Origin of the sequence: Nocardia sp. NPDC050175 (assembly GCF_044459885.1) — a bacterium.
Classification (GTDB): domain Bacteria; phylum Actinomycetota; class Actinomycetes; order Mycobacteriales; family Mycobacteriaceae; genus Nocardia.
Genome location: NZ_JBITJI010000018.1, coordinates 1 through 15,941 on the forward strand (window position 1 = coordinate 1; position 15,941 = coordinate 15,941).

At 66.3% G+C, this 15,941-nt stretch carries 15 protein-coding genes and 1 tRNA gene; 7 read left to right on the forward strand and 9 right to left on the reverse strand.

Features of this window, described 5'->3' with window-relative positions; all coding sequences use genetic code 11:
- Positions 1-77: 77 nt before the first annotated feature.
- The gene (locus ACIBK2_RS40700; RefSeq protein WP_396975705.1) at positions 78-734 is read right to left on the reverse strand and encodes an XRE family transcriptional regulator; all 657 of its coding nucleotides are present in this window, start codon (positions 732-734) and stop codon (positions 78-80) included.
- Positions 735-852: 118 nt separating this feature from the next.
- Here ACIBK2_RS40700 and ACIBK2_RS40705 point away from each other — a divergent pair, with 118 nt between their 5' ends.
- The 4 genes from ACIBK2_RS40705 (at position 853) to ACIBK2_RS40720 (ending at position 3,531) form a co-directional block, all read left to right on the forward strand.
- Positions 853-1,752: a radical SAM protein gene (locus ACIBK2_RS40705; RefSeq protein ID WP_396975707.1), complete on the forward strand. Its 900-nt coding sequence runs from the start codon at positions 853-855 to the stop codon at positions 1,750-1,752.
- Between the two features lie 136 nt (positions 1,753-1,888).
- Positions 1,889-2,311 carry a hypothetical protein gene (locus tag ACIBK2_RS40710; RefSeq protein WP_396975709.1) on the forward strand — a complete coding sequence of 141 codons (423 nt, stop codon included), beginning with the start codon at positions 1,889-1,891 and terminating at the stop codon, positions 2,309-2,311.
- A complete protein-coding gene (locus ACIBK2_RS40715; protein WP_396975711.1) occupies positions 2,298-2,981 on the forward strand; it encodes a class I SAM-dependent methyltransferase in 684 nt (227 codons plus the stop codon). The genes ACIBK2_RS40710 and ACIBK2_RS40715 overlap by 14 nt, the downstream gene beginning before the upstream one ends.
- Positions 2,971-3,531 carry a class IV adenylate cyclase gene (locus tag ACIBK2_RS40720; RefSeq protein WP_396975713.1) on the forward strand — a complete coding sequence of 187 codons (561 nt, stop codon included), beginning with the start codon at positions 2,971-2,973 and terminating at the stop codon, positions 3,529-3,531. Before ACIBK2_RS40715 ends, ACIBK2_RS40720 begins: the two co-directional genes overlap by 11 nt.
- Positions 3,532-3,594: 63 nt before the next feature.
- On the opposite strand, the gene ACIBK2_RS40725 is transcribed toward ACIBK2_RS40720, so the two are convergent.
- The 3 genes from ACIBK2_RS40725 to ACIBK2_RS40735 form a co-directional block, all read right to left on the reverse strand.
- Positions 3,595-3,685 (reverse strand) — tRNA-Ser (locus ACIBK2_RS40725).
- A gap of 129 nt (positions 3,686-3,814) precedes the next feature.
- Positions 3,815-4,258: a nucleoside deaminase gene (locus tag ACIBK2_RS40730; protein WP_396975982.1), complete on the reverse strand. Its 444-nt coding sequence runs from the start codon at positions 4,256-4,258 to the stop codon at positions 3,815-3,817.
- A gap of 25 nt (positions 4,259-4,283) precedes the next feature.
- Positions 4,284-4,823 (reverse strand): tRNA adenosine deaminase-associated protein, encoded by a 540-nt coding sequence (locus tag ACIBK2_RS40735; RefSeq protein ID WP_357379945.1) that lies wholly within the window; start codon positions 4,821-4,823, stop codon positions 4,284-4,286.
- Between the two features lie 58 nt (positions 4,824-4,881).
- On the opposite strand from ACIBK2_RS40735, the gene ACIBK2_RS40740 reads away from it, so the two are divergent.
- On the forward strand, positions 4,882-5,832 hold the full coding sequence (locus tag ACIBK2_RS40740) for a prephenate dehydrogenase (protein ID WP_396975716.1): 951 nt from the start codon (positions 4,882-4,884) through the stop codon (positions 5,830-5,832).
- A gap of 18 nt (positions 5,833-5,850) precedes the next feature.
- Here the strand turns inward: ACIBK2_RS40740 and ACIBK2_RS40745 are convergent, their stop codons facing one another.
- From ACIBK2_RS40745 to ACIBK2_RS40765, 5 genes are all read right to left on the reverse strand, one after another.
- Complete coding sequence (locus ACIBK2_RS40745) at positions 5,851-6,468, reverse strand: putative glycolipid-binding domain-containing protein (RefSeq protein WP_357379947.1); 618 nt, start codon at positions 6,466-6,468, stop codon at positions 5,851-5,853.
- Between the two features lie 51 nt (positions 6,469-6,519).
- Entirely contained in the window at positions 6,520-8,394 is a 1,875-nt protein-coding gene (locus ACIBK2_RS40750) for an ABC transporter ATP-binding protein (RefSeq protein ID WP_396975718.1), read from the reverse strand.
- On the reverse strand, positions 8,391-10,214 hold the full coding sequence (locus ACIBK2_RS40755) for an ABC transporter ATP-binding protein (protein ID WP_396975720.1): 1,824 nt from the start codon (positions 10,212-10,214) through the stop codon (positions 8,391-8,393). Before ACIBK2_RS40755 ends, ACIBK2_RS40750 begins: the two co-directional genes overlap by 4 nt.
- A 313-nt stretch (positions 10,215-10,527) precedes the next feature.
- Positions 10,528-12,456 carry a long-chain-fatty-acid--AMP ligase FadD32 gene (fadD32, locus tag ACIBK2_RS40760; protein ID WP_396975722.1) on the reverse strand — a complete coding sequence of 643 codons (1,929 nt, stop codon included), beginning with the start codon at positions 12,454-12,456 and terminating at the stop codon, positions 10,528-10,530.
- Between the two features lie 106 nt (positions 12,457-12,562).
- The gene (locus tag ACIBK2_RS40765; protein WP_396975724.1) at positions 12,563-13,810 is read right to left on the reverse strand and encodes a KasA/KasB family beta-ketoacyl-ACP synthase; all 1,248 of its coding nucleotides are present in this window, start codon (positions 13,808-13,810) and stop codon (positions 12,563-12,565) included.
- Between the two features lie 393 nt (positions 13,811-14,203).
- On the opposite strand from ACIBK2_RS40765, the gene ACIBK2_RS40770 reads away from it, so the two are divergent.
- Positions 14,204-15,337 carry a DNA cytosine methyltransferase gene (locus tag ACIBK2_RS40770; protein WP_396975984.1) on the forward strand — a complete coding sequence of 378 codons (1,134 nt, stop codon included), beginning with the start codon at positions 14,204-14,206 and terminating at the stop codon, positions 15,335-15,337.
- Between the two features lie 110 nt (positions 15,338-15,447).
- A complete protein-coding gene (locus ACIBK2_RS40775) occupies positions 15,448-15,822 on the forward strand; it encodes a very short patch repair endonuclease (RefSeq protein ID WP_396975726.1) in 375 nt (124 codons plus the stop codon).
- The last annotated feature ends 119 nt before the right edge of the window (positions 15,823-15,941 follow it).

Genomic DNA, 15,941 nt, shown 5'->3' on the forward strand with positions numbered 1-15,941 from the left:
ACACCCACCACCCGGTGGCCTGCGGGACCAACTGAACACGGAACGAAATCACCTGGCTCTACTCCCAGGTGGTCTCGTCATCGGGGACCGCTCAGGTTCACCAGTAGGTTTTCGTCATAACGGAAGAGAGAGTTGTACAGCGTCGTGTCGTGTAAGCGGACCTCGCACCCATCCTCGGACAGCAATGTTCGGTAATAGGTCAGTGACGCACGGACTTTCGCCGACAAGGTATCGCCGATGCCTTCCTCTACACCGCGAGCGGCAACGGCTTCGCCAGTGGGATTTCCGAAACACAGCCGGACCTTCGCTCCCTGGATAGCCCGTTCGGCAAGCATCTTCACGACTTGGGGGTTCGTCTGTACGAAGAACGTCCCGGAGAAGACCAGTACGTCTATCTGCTCGGTGGCGTCGCGTAGCAGCGATAACCAGACTTCTCGTGGTACCTCGGCGCGGTTCGGATAGGTGGCAACCAACTCGAGGTTCTTCGGAACCGGCGGAGTCTCCGGAGCAGGCGGCCACAGAAACTCTTCTTCAACACGAAGGTGATGCGCCACGCGGTGACGATGTTTCGGGTGTGGCACCCTGCCGCCAAGCCATCGTCCGACAGTCTTCGGGTCGACCTGGCACGCTTCGGCCAGCGACTCGGGCCTGACGCCACGCTGGAGCAGCACGCTCTGTAGTCGGACGTTCACAGTCTCTATGGAAGCCGACGAGCCGAGCATCAGCAAGGACATCGCGGCGGGACGCCGAAAACGTCCCAGGACGTCTATCGCCCAGCCTCATACGCGGTTACGCGGTCCTGCCGTTCTCGGACACGATGACTTTCCACCCACGAAACCTCAGGGGGACAACGTGATTGAAGAAGTCACCGGTGTTCGCAAGATTCGGATGCTGTATCTCCAGCTGCTGTACCGCTGCAATTTCGCCTGTGGTCATTGCTTCCACGGTGAGCGGCTGAAGTACGCAGACGCCTACACCGCAGAGCAGGCATGCAATCTGATGCGACTCATGCAGCAGCAACACGACACGGAGGCAGTGACGCTGCTCGGCGGCGAGCCTTTCGTCTACAAGGATCTGGCGCCCGTTGTTCGCTACGCGAAGCACACCCTCGGTCAGGTAGTAGAGATATGCACCAACGGCTACCGAATCGGTCCACGCCTGCGCGAAATCGCGCCGTGTATCGACCTACTTCGAATCTCGCTGGAAGGCATCGGCAACACCAACGACGCCATTCGCCGCGATGGAAGCTACGCGGCTGCACTCGAATCGATCGCCCTCGCGCGGGGCCTGGGCGTGCGAACGGGGGCGACACTGACTGTGAACCGACACAACATCAGCGAAGTGGTCGACCTCGCCTACACGCTGCAAGCGCTAGGAGTCTCGCAGCTCAAACTGCATCAACTGCGCCCCGTCGGAAACGCTGCGCTCCATCCTGAACTGCTGGTCACCGATCCCGCCGACTACTCGGTGCTGCGCGACCAGCTGCGGAGCGCACCGCTACGAATGGAAGTGGTCTTGGATGAAGACCTGTCCGAAGACGGCGCTTTACCGTGCGCCACGCCAGGCCCGCGCGATGAAATCGACCGAATCGAATCGGACCCACGGGGCGCTCTCACGATGTCGTGCAAGGCCGTAGGCAAGGATTCCCATGCCTTCTGGTACGACAAGGACACAGATCGCATCGTCCACCGGCCATCGGCGAAAGACGAAGTGAAACTGGGTATCCCGGATGTGGTGTACAGCCATGCGTAGATACCTCTTCGAGAGTATCGAGGGCTTACCCGGCACCGGGAAATCGACTGTCGCGCCATTGCTTGCCGAAGCTCGCGAGGCTGTCCTGGTACCTACAGTTCCAGCGTTCTATCAACCACTTCGCCGGGAACTCGACATGTACGAGAACGTGAACGCCCGGATGTGCCTCTTCCTATCCGCGCTCTTCACCGCAGTCGACCAGATCCGCCGGTATCTCGACGCCGGAATCCCCGTCGTGGTCGAAAGCTATTTCGCCCGCTGCCTGACCACCCACCGGGTCTACGGAGCTGACGTCGACGTGATCCTCCCTCGCAACCTGCCCCAGCCAGTCATGTACCAGTTGGTGTGCGAGCCACACGAACGGCGGAAGCGTATGGCCGCGCGCGCCAAACCATCTACGAGATGGGACACCATCGGCGAACAGAACGCCGACCGCCTTGCCGACGCCTACCTCCAGTTTCCTGTCCACCAGATCGAGACCAGCGGGCGACGACCCGAACAGGTCGTCAGAGCGATCCTGGACCTGAACGCGATTGGGGTCGACCATGCCTACCGATAGCCTGTGGGAACGAACGTTGACGTTCTTCCCTCAGTTCGTGCGCACCCTCAACGAAGAGTGCCGGCCGGGCGCGACCGTGGCTGTGGTCGGTGCCAGCGACGGCAAGTTCGTACTACCGCTAGCCGCAGCCGGGTACCGCATTGTCGCGATCGAGAAGGACCCGCTGGCGCTGAACGGCGGCGAAGCCCTACTGCCTGTGTCGGGCATTACCTACGTCCCTGGTTTGGTGGAGCGACTGAAAGAGGCCAATCTCCATCATCGAGTTCGTATCGTGTGTGCGGACTTCCTCGAAGTCGAATCCGCGGAGACCACCGTCGACGCGGTCTGGACAAGCTGCTCGTGGCACTACAGCGTGAATCACCGAAGACCTCTGAGTGAGTTCGTCGGCCGGATGCAGCGGCTCGTTCGACGGGGAGGACTGTTCGGTGCGGAGTTCATGATGCCGGTCGAACCGCGTCACCACTCGATCGAGCACTACACCGCACCCGATCGACTGTCCCGCTACTTCACGAACGATTGGGAGGTGCAATTGACGTTGCGCACCGACACGTTCACCGAGCGTGCCCATGTCGGCCAGTTGGACGACCACACCCACCGCATGGGATTGCTCATCGCAAGACGAGTCCCGAAGGACCAACTCGAAGGCGGATACAGCAGCAATGAAACATGAGTACGAGGCGAAATTTCTGGCGGTAGACGTCGAAGGTCTGCGCGCCAAGCTCACGGCGCTCGGCGCGGTGCAGTCATTCTCGCGAACACTGTTGACCCGCAAGATATTCGAGAACGATTCACTGACTCGTGGTGCATGGGTCCGCCTACGTGACGAGGGGGCACGCTCCACGCTGACACTCAAGCAGGTCACCGACGCCACCACCATCGACGGCACCACCGAAATCGAAACCACGGTGGGAGACCTGCACGCCATGGCCGAAATCCTGGTCAAACTCGGCCTGCGCCAGGTCCGATACCAGGAGAACTTCCGCGAGGAGTGGCAATTCGGCGACGTGGTGTTCGACCTGGACACCTGGCCCGGGCTACCGACCTTCTTGGAGATCGAGGGTCCCAGCGAGTCTGCCGTGCGTCTCGCAGCCGCACGCTTGGATCTGGACTACACCGAAGCCAGGTTCGGCAGCGTGGACGAGGTCTACAAGAGCGAAACAGGGCGGGACATCCTCACTGAGCCGACTCTGTTGTTCGAGGACCCGGCAAAGGAAATCTGACCGGAGCAGACCGTCGCCTGAGCAAGAAAAAGCCCCTCACCTGGGTGAGCAGGTGAGGGGCTTTGGCGGTGGCGGAGGGATTTGAACCCTCGGAGGGGGGTTACCCCTCACACGCTTTCGAGGCGTGCTCCTTAGGCCGCTCGGACACGCCACCGCCGACAACCATACCGGAGTGGGGGCTGATCGTTAAATCGGCTGGGTAGGGCGGGGAGGGGGGTGACTTGACGTACGGAAGGTGCACTTGACGCTTGCTGCAGCTTGCGTCAGGAGGGTGGATCGTGCGTTAAGTGGGGTCGCGGTGGGTGCGGAAGAAGGTGTCGAGGAGGGTGGCGCAGTCGGGTTCTAGGATGCCGCCGCGGACTTGGGGGCGGTGGTTTAGGCGGCGGTCGCGGACTACGTCCCAGAGGGAGCCTACGGCGCCGGTTTTGGGTTCCCAGGCGCCGAAGACCAGGCGGGAGACGCGGGCTAGGACCAGGGCGCCTGCGCACATGGTGCAGGGTTCCAGGGTGACGGCGAGGGTGGCGCCTTCTAGGCGCCAGCCGTCGCCGTGTACCTCGGCGGCGCGACGCAGAGCCAGGACTTCGGCGTGTGCGGTGGGGTCGCCGAGGGCTTCGCGGGCGTTTGCCGCGCGCGCGAGTTCCCTTCCGGTGGCGTCGAATACGACGGCACCGACGGGAACGTCGCGGGGGTCCGCTTCGGCGGCCGCGGCGATCGCGGCGCGCACCATGTCGGTGTCCGAAGGGAGGGGCACGTCAGCGAGGGAGCTTGTCCAGGACCGCCGATAGTTCGTCGGCGAAGCCGAGGCGTTGGGCGATCATGCCGAGTTGCTCGTCGGGGTAGAGGTCGGTGTCGGCGAGGATGACGCTGAGCACCGGCTCGGGCAGACCGAGATCGGCGAGGACACCGAGGTCGCCCTCTTCCCACGGCTCGATGTCGTCGAGCTCGTCGGGGTCGATGTCCGGGATTTCCACGTTCAGGGCGTCGAGTACGTCCGCGGCGATGTCGTAATCAATGGCGGCGGTCGCGTCCGAGACCAGCATCCGGGTGCCGCTGGGCGCGGGCCGGACCACGATGAAGAACTCGTCGTCGATGTCGAGCAGGCCGAACACGGCACCCGAGCTGCGCAACGCCTTCAGTTCGTTTTCCGCCGCGGACAAATCCGTAAGGGCTTCCTGGCTCAGCGGGCTGCACCGCCATTTGCCTTCTTCGCGGACAACCGCCACTGCGAACCCTTCTACGTCGTCGTAATCATCCGACGCCGCCCTATTCGTGCCCGAGCGCTGTGCTGCCATGGCCGCAACGGTAGTCTGCCCGAGCCGAAATGTTGAAGTCGTATGCCAATCTGTTCAGGTGACTTCTGCTGGGAAAGCATCCGTCTGTGTCCTCGGAACCGGCTTGATCGGCGGTTCCCTGCTGCGAGCCGCCGTCGGCGCGGGCTATGACGCCTGGGGATTCAACCGTTCCGCGGCGGGTGCGCAGGCCGCCCGGGCCGACGGCTTCGACGTCACCGAAGAGCTGTCCGCCGCGCTGACCCGGGCCGCCGAGGCGGACGCGCTGATCGTCATCGCGGTGCCGATGCCCGCGGTCGCGCACATGGTCTCCGCGATCGCCACGTTCGCGCCGCGCTGCGTGCTGACCGATGTGGTCAGCGTGAAGGCGCCGGTCGCCGAGGCGGTACGCAAGGAAGGTCTGTCGGCCCGCTATGTCGGCGGGCATCCGATGGCCGGTACCGCCGAATCCGGGTGGGCTGCCACTGATTCCGAGCTGTTCCGCGATGCCGTGTGGGCGGTCGGCGTGGACGAGGGCACCCATGTCCAGGCGTGGACCAGGGTGGTGCGACTGGCCCTGGATTGCGGCTCGGTGGTCGTGCCGGTGGTCGCGGACGAGCACGACCGCGCGGTGGCCCGGATCTCGCATCTGCCGCACGTGCTGGCCGAGGCGCTGGCGTCGGCCGGGGCGGCGGGGGGCGAGCTCGCGCTCGGGTTGGCGGCGGGTTCCTTCCGCGACGGCACCCGCGTCGCGGCGACCGCCCCCGATCTCGTGCGCGCCATTTGTGAACCCAATTCCGCGGCACTGTTGGCGGTGCTGGAGGAAACGCTCACGGTGCTCGGCGCCGCCCGCGACAGCCTGCGCGCGGACAATTCCCTGGCCGACCTCATCGAGGCCGGACACGATGCCCGCGAACGCTACGAAACGGCACAACGATGGGAAATCACGGATATCCACCCCGGTGATCACAATTGGCTGGCGAACCTGCGCGAGGCCGGACAGCGCGGCGGGGTTATCACCCGGTTGAACTGAACGCGGTAAACCGAATTGTCAGATGCGTTCGGCCAGACCCGGGTAGTCGAGCAGGAAGCCGTCGGCATCGACGGTGACGGTCGCGCTGGAGACCGGGGACAGCACGCTGATGCCGTCGGCGGCCGCGCTGTAGGTGAGGCTGGCTTCCTGGACCAACAGGTCGGGCAGGCGCACGTAGACGACCGGGACCTGGACGTCGTGCACCGCGTGCTGCAGGTCGAAGCGGCGGATCGGCAGCGTGTTGAAGAACGGGCTGAGCACCACGTCGACATCGAGCGCGCCGGCGAAGGTGGAGCGCACGTGGCTGCCGCCCGCGTCGACCAGCCAGTAGTTCTCCTCGTCCCTGGCGATGGACGCGTGCCGTTCGCCCGCCGCCGTGGTGGTGCGCAGCGAGAGCCGCTTCGTCGCGCCGCTCTCGTCGGTGACCAGGTCATAGGACGCGCTGAACGCCGGGTGGTCGTCGCACGCGCCGCCGATCATGCGACCGGCGGCGCGGATGCGATTGCCGTTCAGCGTCACGCGGACCGACTCCATCCGGGACGCGTTGTGCGCGCGCCAGGTGAGAATCGCCGGCCACCGGGAGGCCGGCGGCGTCTCGGGGCCAGAGGCTTGGCTCTCGGGGGCTGGAGTCGTCACGTATCTACCGTAAGCGACACCGAGCCGTACCCCGCACCACACCAGCCCGCATCACACCAGGGATTCCCGCCAGGCCGCGTGCAGGCTGGCGAACCGGCCAGTTCCCCCGATGAGCTCGGCCGGGCTGCCGTCCTCGACAATGCGGCCGGATTCCAGGACGAGCACCCGGTCGGCGATGGCCACGGTGGACAGCCGATGGGCGATGATCACCGCGGTCCGATCGCGCAGCACCGTCTCTAGTGCCTGCTGCACCAGCCGCTCACCCGGGATGTCCAGGCTGGACGTGGCCTCGTCCAGCACGATCACCGCCGGATCGGCCAGGAACACCCGGGCGAACGCGACCAGCTGCCGCTGACCGGCGGACAACCGGCCGCCGCGCTTGCGCACGTCGGTGCCGAAGCCCTCGGGCAGCGCCTGCACGAAGTCGTACAGTCCGACCGCGCGGGCCGCCGCGAACACCTCCTCGTCGCTCGCGTCCGGCCTGCCGAGCCGGATGTTGTCGGCCACCGAACCGGAGAACAGGTAGGACTCCTGGGTGACCATCACGACATTGCGGCGCAGGTCGGCGTCGGAGATCCGGCGCAGATCGACACCGTCCAGCGAGACCGCGCCCTCGGACGGGTCGTAGAACCGGGTCAGCAGCTTGGCCAGCGTCGACTTGCCCGCACCGGTGGCACCCACCAGCGCGACGACCTGTCCCGCCGGGATGTCCAGCGTGAACTCCGGCAGCACCTGACGCTCGGCGCCGTACCCGAACGACACCCGATCCATCAGCACCGCGCCGCTCGCCTTCGCCACTGGCGTCGGGTCGGCCGGCTCGGCCACCGAGGGCTCTTCCTCGAGCACGCCGGAGATCTTCTCCAGCGCCGCGGCCGCGGACTGATACGAGTTGAACACCTGCGCGAGTTCGTCGAGCGGACCGTAGAACTCGTTGAGGTACAACAGGTATGCCGCGAGCACACCGACCGCGATGTGCCCCTCGATCACCTGCCACGCGCCGACCACGATGATGACCACCGTGGTCAGGTTGCCGAGCAGCCTGCTCAGTCCCGCGTAGTCGCCCATGCCGCGCATGGCCTTGGTGGTCGCCTGCTGGTAGTCGCTGTCCTCGTGCGCGAGCACCGACTCGTTGCGCTGCTCGCGGCGGAAGGTCTGCACCGCGCGCATGCCGCCCATCGATTCGACGAACTGCACGACCACCTTCGCGATCGCGCCGCGGGTGTGCCGGTAACTCGCGCGCTGCCTGCGCTGCGCCCAGCGGGTGACGAACACCAGCGGCACGAAGCCGATCAGCACGATCGCGGCCAGCGTCAGATCCAGGTAGATCAGCAGCACCGCGATGGTCAACACCGAGAGGATCGCGCTGAGCGCCTGATTCAGCGCGCCCTCCAGCAGTTCCTGCAGCGTCTCGATGTCGCCGGTGAGGCGCGCGACGACCTTGCCCGAGGTGTACTTCTCGTGGAAGGCGACGCTGAGCCGCTGCATGTGCGTGAATGAGCGCACCCGCAGGTCGAACAGCACGCTCTGGCTGAGCTTGCCGGAAACCCGCAGGAACAGGAACGTGGTCAGCCCGCCGAGCAGCACCGCGGTGAAGTACCCGCCGACGGCCCAGGTGAGCGGCGTCCAATTCCCTTTGCGCCCTTCGCCGATGCCGTTGTCGAGCCCGTGCGCGATGAACAGCGGCGCGGACACCATCGCGGCGTTGTCCACCACGATGAGCACCAGCGCGAGCGCGGCTAGCTTGCGGTACGGGCGGACCAGGTCGAGCAGCAGTCGCCGGGATCGCCCGGCCAGCACCAGGTTTCCGGCCTGGGTGACCTCCTTGTCCTCGCTGGCGATGCCACGCCAGTCGGCGGCCTCGTCGCGAGTTTCGGACGAATCCTTTTTGATCACAACGTCTTTCGACGCGACCGTCTCCGTACTCACTGCTGTTCACCTCCCATCAGTTCGCGATATCGGCTGCTGCTGCGCAGCAGTTGATCGTGCGTGCCCTCGGCGACGATGCGGCCATCGGCCAGCACCGCAACCCGGTCGGCCAGCGCCGCCGTCGAGGGTCGGTGCGCGACCAGCAGCGTTGTCGCGCTGGCCAGCACGGTGCGCAGCCGTTCCTGCACTCGCTCTTCGGTTTCCACGTCGAGCGCGGACAACGGGTCGTCGAGCACCATGATCCGGCTGCGGGTCCCCTCGCCCGCGCCACTCAACACGGCACGGGCCAGCGCGAGTCGCTGGCGCTGGCCGCCGGACAGGCTCAGGCCCTGCTCGCCGATCCTGGTGTCCAGGCCCCACGGCAGGTTGTCCACGAACTCGGTGGCCTGCGCGACGTCCAGCGCGCGCCGCACATCGGCGTCGGTGGCGGACGGGTCGCCGAGCGCGACGTTCTCCCGCACGCTCGCCGAGAACAGCACCGGCTCCTCGAACGCGACCGACACCAGCGAGCGCAGATCGGCCAGCCGCATGGTCGCGATGTCGATACTGTCGATGGTGATCACGCCGCCGGACAGGTCGTAGAGCCGCGGAATCAGGTTGAGCAGCGCGGTCTTTCCGCTACCGGTCGCGCCGACCAGGGCCACCGTCTCGCCGGGTCGAATCTTGAGCGAAACATCGTGCAGCACCTCCCCTTTCGCGTCGGGGAAGGCGAACTTCACGCCTTCCAAACGCAATTCGCCGACCACCGTCTCCGGGAGCTCTACCGGATCGGCCGGATCGGCGATGTCGACCGGGGTATCGATGATCTCCCAGTACCGATCGCCCGCCGTGCGCGCGTCGTTCAGCTCGGCGAGCAGGAAGCCGGTCCAGATGATCGGCCACTGCAGGAAGTTGGCGAGGGTGATCGCCGCGACCAGGGTGCCGAGCGTCATCGAGCCCTGCGCCACGGCGTAGCCGCCGTAACCGAGCGCGAACGCGATGGCCAGCTGCGGCATGCCGGTCATGGCCGACCACAGCCGCGCGTCCAGGCGCACCTTCAGCAGTTCGGTCTTCTGCAGTTCGCGCGACTGCGCGAGGAACCGGCCGCCGAAGAACACCCCGCGGCCGAATGCCTTCAGCACGCGCACGCCCTGCGCCGACTCCTCGGCGGTGGTGGCCAGGTCGCCGGACTGGTCCTGGGACCGGCGCGAGGCGAGCGAGTACGCGCGCTCGAACCGAATGCAGATGTAGGTCAACGGAATCGCGATGATCACGAAGATCAGCCCGATCTGCCAGTTCAAGGCGAGCAGCACCAGCAGGCCGACCGGGATCAGCACGAGGTGGATGATCAGGAACGGCCCGGCGAACGCGACGAAGCGGCGCAGGGTGGCCATGTCGTCGACCGCGCGGGACAGCAGCTGACCCGACTCCCAGGAGTCGTGCCGCCCGATCGCCAGCGACTGCAACTTGCGGAAGATCTTGGCGCGCATGGTGATCTCGACCAGCGTCGCGGGCTTGGACACCAGCCAGCGGCGTCCCCACACGCCGGCGGCTTCCAGCAGGCCGAGCACGAGCACCAGCGCGACCGGCGCGAACACTCCCGCGAAATCGCGGCGCGCGATCGGCCCGTCGATGATCTTGGCGATGATCAGCGGTATGACGATCGCGGTCAGCGACGAGAGGACCGCGAGCGTGGTCGCGGCGAGCAGCGCGCGCCGGTGCGGGCGCACGTACGGCCAGAAACGGCGTAGCGAGTGCAGGCGGCCCGGCGCGGACACGGCGGGCCGCTCCGGTCTGTCGGCCTCCGGATCGGCCGTTGCGATGTCCAGTGCAACTGACATAGCTCCCCCTACAGGTGTGTGGTTGGCGGTGTCGAGAACCGGGACACTCGATGATGTTCGCATCGAGGTCCGACACTTCAGGGTGGCAGTATTACCCGAATCAGCCAACCGGTTTTCCGGGCTTGACGATTCCCCGTGACCCGTGTTCGTGCTGGAAATCACGGCGTCCGCGCAGGTAGCACCAACCTTCATCCACCAAGCAGACAACCTGAAGTAACCTCGAGGTCAAGGGTGCCGGGACAGCAAACGACCTCGGCGCCCAGATCCTGGGCGCCGAGGTCAGTGAATTCGAGTATTCGAACGAGGTTCGCCGCTAACGGATCCCCGCGCTCTCGGACTCCCGCTCGACGGGTGCGTCCGGGAAGGCCTGCTGCTGGTATCCGCCGCGCAGCGTGCCGTCGAGATACGCGGTGCGGCAGGCCCGGCGGGCGATCTTGCCGCTGGAGGTCCGCGGAATCGAACCCGCGGGCACGAGCAGCACATCGCGCACGGTGACACCGTGCCGCTGCGAAACCGCCGCCCGCACCGTGTCCGCGATCGGCTCGGTTTCCAGCTTGCCCGCACCGGTGTTGCGCTCGGCGACGATCACCAGCTGCTCGGAACTGTCGTCGGCGTCGAACCGCAGTCCGGAGTGACTGTCCTTCGCGAACACCAGCGCCGGAAGTTCGTTGGCGGGCACCGAGAATGCCGCGACGAAGCCGGGGCGCAGCGCCGTGCTCGATTCCTGCGCCGAGAACTCCAGGTCCTGCGGGTAGTGATTGCGCCCGTCGACGATCACCAGGTCCTTCACCCGGCCGGTGATGTAGAGCTCGCCGTCGAGGTAGGCGCCGTAATCACCGGTACGCATCCAGTTGGCGTCCTCGGACGTGCCCTGCGCGTGACTGCCCTCCGGCTGACGGGCGGCCAATTTGGCCCGGAACGTGGCCACGGTCTCGTCGGGCTTGCCCCAGTAACCGATGCCCATATTCTCGCCGTGCAACCAGATCTCGCCCACCTCGCCGTCCGCGCGCTCGACACCGGTGTCTGGATCGACGATGGTCGCCCACTGCGACAACGCCACATACCCACAGGACACCTGCGCGATCGAATTGTCGGCACCCTGCTCGACCTCGATCATCCGGCCCGAATTCAGTTGGGCGCGATCGACATACACGACCCTGGCCTCGTCCTCGGCCTTGGTCGCCGAAACGAACAGCGTCGCCTCCGCCATGCCGTAGCAGGGCTTGATCGTCGTCTTCGGCAGCCCGTACGGCGCGAACGCGTCGTTGAACTTCTTCATCGACGACACCGACACCGGCTCGCTGCCATTGATCAGGCCGATCACATTCGACAGGTCGAGTTCCTCGCCCGGCTTCGGCTTGCCGCGTGCCGCCGCGTGCTCGAAGGCGAAATTCGGTGCCGCGGCATAAGTTCCGGCACCGTCGGAGGCGGCGGCCAGTTCTTTGATCCAGCGATATGGGCGGCGAACGAACGCGCTCGGCGACATAATGGTGATGAATCCGCCGCCGACGGTCGGCAGAATCACGCAGAGCAGGCCCATGTCGTGGAACAGCGGCAGCCAGGTGACGCCGCGCGAATTCTCCTTGACACCAATGGCATCGATCATCTGCAGCAGATTCGTGCCGACGGCCCGGTGCGTGATCTCCACGCCCGCAGGCGTTCTGGTGGAGCCGGAGGTGTATTGCAGGTAGGCGACGCTGTCGATATTGATATCGGGCCGCACCCACATCGCGCCGACGCTGTCCGGAATCGCTTCCACCGCAATAATCCGCGGCCGTTGCGCCGCAGGCAGATGCCGGAAAAAGTTCCGCACACCGCCCGCCGCGGAGCCGACCGTGAGGATCGCCGCGGGCGTGCAGTCGCTGAGCACCGCGGTGAGCCGGTCGGTGTGCCCCTGCTCCTCCGGGTCGAACAGCGGGACCGCGATATTGCCCGCGTAGACGGCCGCGAAAATGGAGACGACATAGTCGAGCCCCTGCGGTGCCAGAATCGCGACCCGGTCACCGGGCTTGGTCACCTGCTGCAGCCGTGCCGCAACGGCCCGTAGCCGGACGCCGAACTGCCGCCAGGTCAGCTCGTGGTACTCGCCGTCGCGTTCCCGCGAATAGTCGATATAGCGGTAGGCGAGGTCGTCGCCGTTCTCCGCGCTGTGCTTGTCGACGAAGTCGATCAGGGTCTTGTCACCGCGGATTTTGATATTGCCCTGGTCGTCCAAATAGTCGTCGAAGGTCTCGTCGATCATCGCCTTATCCTTTTGCCAAAGCACGCACACAGGCCGTGCAGTTACACCGAACACAGGTCGATAACGAAGCGTCGGGAAGGCTAGCAGGTGCGCAGCCTTCCGACGCTCAGTACCGCCCGAAGGCGATCGCTACGTTGTGCCCGCCGAAACCGAACGAGTTGTTCACGGCGTAATCGATCCGACCCGGCCTGCTCTGGCCCTTGACGACGTCGAGGTCGATTTGCGGGTCCTGATTGTCCAAATTCAGGGTCGGCGGCACGATGCCGTCGCGAATGGAGAGCACGGTGATCACCGACTCCAGCGCGCCGACCGCGCCGATCGAATGACCGAGTGCCGACTTCGGCGCGTAGACCGAGGTGTGGCTGCCGATCGCCGACGAAATAGCCTGCGCCTCAGCGGTATCCCCGATCGGCGTGGCGGTGGCATGCGCGTTCACGTGGGTGACATCCTTCTTCGTCAACCCGGCCTTCTCGATCGCCCTGGTCATCGCGCGCGCCGCCCCCTTGCCATCCAGGTCGGGCGCGACCAGGTGGAAGGCGTCGGAAGTGATGCCTGCCCCCATGATTCGCGCGTGGATCGTCGCGCCGCGCGCCTTGGCGTGCTCCTCGGTCTCGATGATCATCATCGCGCCCGCCTCGCCGAACACGAAGCCGTCCCGGTCCTTGTCGAACGGGCGCGACGCGCTCTTCGGATCGTGATTGCGGGTGCTCATCGCGCGCATCATGGTGAACGCCGCGATCGGCACCGCCTGGATGGAGCCCTCGACGCCGCCGGTGACGACCATGTCGGCGTCACCCATCACGATCATCTGCCAGGCGTTCGCGATCGCCTCCGAGCCCGAGGAACAGGCCGACACCGGCGTGACCACGCCCGCTCCCGCGCCGAGCTCGATGCCGACGCAGGCGGCCGAGCCGTTCGGCATGATCCGCTGCACGGTAAGCGGCGAAATCTTGCGGTAGCCACCGTTTTTGATGCGGTCCCGCGCGTCGATGATGTACTCGCCGCCGCCTAGACCGGTGCCGATGGCGACGCCGAGCCGGGTCTTGTCGACCTCGGGGCTGCCCGCGTTGCGCCACACCTCACGGCACAGCACGGTGGCCATCTGCTCCACGTAGGACAGGGTGCGCGCCTCGACCCGGGTCAGGCTCTCGGCGGGCGAGACCTTCAGGTGCCCGCCGATGCGGACCGGCAGCTCGAACTGCTCGATGAAGCTGTCCTCCAGGACGTCGATGCCGCTCTCGCCGTTGAGCAGGCCCTTCCAGGTCGAGTCGATGTCGCCCGCGATCGAGGTCGTCGCCGCCAGGCTGGTCACGACAACGTTGGGAAAGCTCCTGTTTTTCGAAGGTATCTGCATGTTCGCTCACTTTCCCTAGCGTGACGACTAAGAAATTTGTCGAGCTCAAAACCTTTGTGGAGCATTTGCATTTCGCATGCGGACGCGCCGACTGACACGTGGGGCGGCATCCGCGCGTATAGCGCTGGAGCGCAGGCAGATCAGCCTGCCGAGCCTGTCATCAGGGCCGCGAAATTGATCGGCCGATGAGCATTATCGAGCAGCAGCAGACCGATCATGTTGCTGACACGCGGACGGTACCAGGCCACTGTTGCGATCGCTGCGTCGCGCCGTCATGGCGTTGTTCGCGGACGACGCCCGGCAACTCGAGTAACCTCTCCCCGGGCACGGGGCGACGTCGGCGGCGTCTCGACCGAGGACGCGAGGAAGGGACAGTCGGTGACGGGCGCGCGGATGGTCGGGCTGTTCGCCGGGATCGGCGGGCTCGAACTCGGTCTCGGCCGCAACGGCTGGCAGACCGAGTTGCTGTGCGAAATCGATGCGGGCGCACAGGGGGTGCTCGGCGCCCGTTTTCCCGATGTACCACTGCATTCCGACATCACCAGCCTGCGCGCGCTACCGGCGGGCACCGAATTGGTCGCGGCCGGATTTCCCTGCCAGGACCTGTCCCAGGCCGGCCGCACCGCGGGCATCACCGGAAAACGGTCCGGCCTGGTCGACGAGGTGTTCCGGCTGGTGCGACGCCAGCGCGGGCCGCGCTGGCTGCTGATCGAGAACGTGCCGTTCATGCTGCAGCTCGGCCGCGGCGCCGCGATGCGGCACATCACCACGGCCCTGGAGGAGCTCGGCTACACCTGGGCCTATCGGGTGGTGGACGCGCGCGCGTTCGGGCTGCCACAGCGCCGTCAGCGGGTGCTGATGCTGGCCTCCAGGACCGAGGACCCACGCGGAGTGCTGTTCGGTGACGACGCGGGCCCGCGGATCGTCGGCGATGCCGAGCGCGATCCGTGCGGGTTCTACTGGACCGAGGGCGTGCGCGGGCTCGGCTGGGCGGTGAACGCGGTGCCGACGGTGAAGGGCGGATCCGCGCTGGGTATCGCCAGTCCGCCCGCGGTGCGGCTGCCATCCGGGGAGATCGTCACGCCGGGGCTCGTCGACGTGGAACGGCTGCAGGGCTTCGATGCGGATTGGACCGCGCCCGCCGGTGAGGTGCCCGGCATCCGGCAGGGGCATCGCTGGAAGCTGGTCGGCAATGCGGTGAGTGTGCGGATGGCCGATTGGGTCGGGTCCCGACTGTCCGCGCCGCGGGGCCTGGTCCCCGGCGACCTGCCGCTACCACCGGGAACGCCATGGCCGGTGGCGGCTTGGGGGCACAAGGGGGAGGCCTTTCGGGTTCCGGTGTCGACCTGGCCGGTGCACGAGCCGTACGAGGATCTACAGAATTTCCTGACCGATTCGCGGCTGCTGTCGGCGCGGGCCACCGCGGGATTCTTGCGACGGACCGGCATGGGGAGCCTGCGGTTTCCACCGGGATTTCTCGACGATGTGGAGAGTCATCTCCATCGGATGGGTGGCTGGGCGGCATGACCCCGGAGACGGGTGCGGAGCCGGGAACATCCGGCGACGCGCCCGACGACGCGCAACAATTTTCGCGCGATGTTCGACGGCCCCCCACCGATGCGGCGACGAGCGCACGCATGTCGCGACAGCGGCGGACTGGGACCAAGCCGGAATTGGCGCTGCGCAAGGAACTGCATCGACGCGGGCTGCGGTATTTCGTCGATCGCGCGCCGATCCGCGGGCAGCGGCGACGCGCCGATCTGGTGTTTCCACGGCTACGCGTCGCGGTCTACGTCGACGGCTGCTTCTGGCATCGCTGCCCGCAGCACGCGACCGACCCGCGCAACAACGCGGAATGGTGGGCCGCCAAGCTCGCCGGAAACGTGGCGCGCGACCGCGCGACCGATGCGGCGCTGATCGACGCGGGCTGGCGGGTGATTCGCGTGTGGGAGCACGAAGACGCCGTGGCCGCGGCCGATCGGGTGCAGGTCGCGCTAAGTATTTCGAGCTAGCGGGACTTCGACTTGACCCGGACCAACGTGCGCGGTGCGTGGGCGGCGAGATAGCTCGACACCACCATCACCGTCATCACGGCTACTCCGGCGGCGGCTGTGGCATAGCCGATCATGGG

Coding starts and splice junctions, on each gene's coding strand:
- ACIBK2_RS40700 (WP_396975705.1), bottom strand. CDS start 734: ATGTCCTTGCTGATGCTCGGCTCGTCGGCTTCCATAGAGACTGTGAAC.
- ACIBK2_RS40710 (WP_396975709.1), top strand. CDS start 1,889: ATGTACGAGAACGTGAACGCCCGGATGTGCCTCTTCCTATCCGCGCTC.
- ACIBK2_RS40715 (WP_396975711.1), top strand. CDS start 2,298: ATGCCTACCGATAGCCTGTGGGAACGAACGTTGACGTTCTTCCCTCAG.
- ACIBK2_RS40720 (WP_396975713.1), top strand. CDS start 2,971: ATGAAACATGAGTACGAGGCGAAATTTCTGGCGGTAGACGTCGAAGGT.
- ACIBK2_RS40730 (WP_396975982.1), bottom strand. CDS start 4,258: ATGGTGCGCGCCGCGATCGCCGCGGCCGCCGAAGCGGACCCCCGCGAC.
- ACIBK2_RS40735 (WP_357379945.1), bottom strand. CDS start 4,823: ATGGCAGCACAGCGCTCGGGCACGAATAGGGCGGCGTCGGATGATTAC.
- ACIBK2_RS40755 (WP_396975720.1), bottom strand. CDS start 10,214: ATGTCAGTTGCACTGGACATCGCAACGGCCGATCCGGAGGCCGACAGA.
- fadD32 (WP_396975722.1), bottom strand. CDS start 12,456: ATGATCGACGAGACCTTCGACGACTATTTGGACGACCAGGGCAATATC.
- ACIBK2_RS40765 (WP_396975724.1), bottom strand. CDS start 13,810: ATGCAGATACCTTCGAAAAACAGGAGCTTTCCCAACGTTGTCGTGACC.
- ACIBK2_RS40770 (WP_396975984.1), top strand. CDS start 14,204: ATGGTCGGGCTGTTCGCCGGGATCGGCGGGCTCGAACTCGGTCTCGGC.
- ACIBK2_RS40775 (WP_396975726.1), top strand. CDS start 15,448: ATGTCGCGACAGCGGCGGACTGGGACCAAGCCGGAATTGGCGCTGCGC.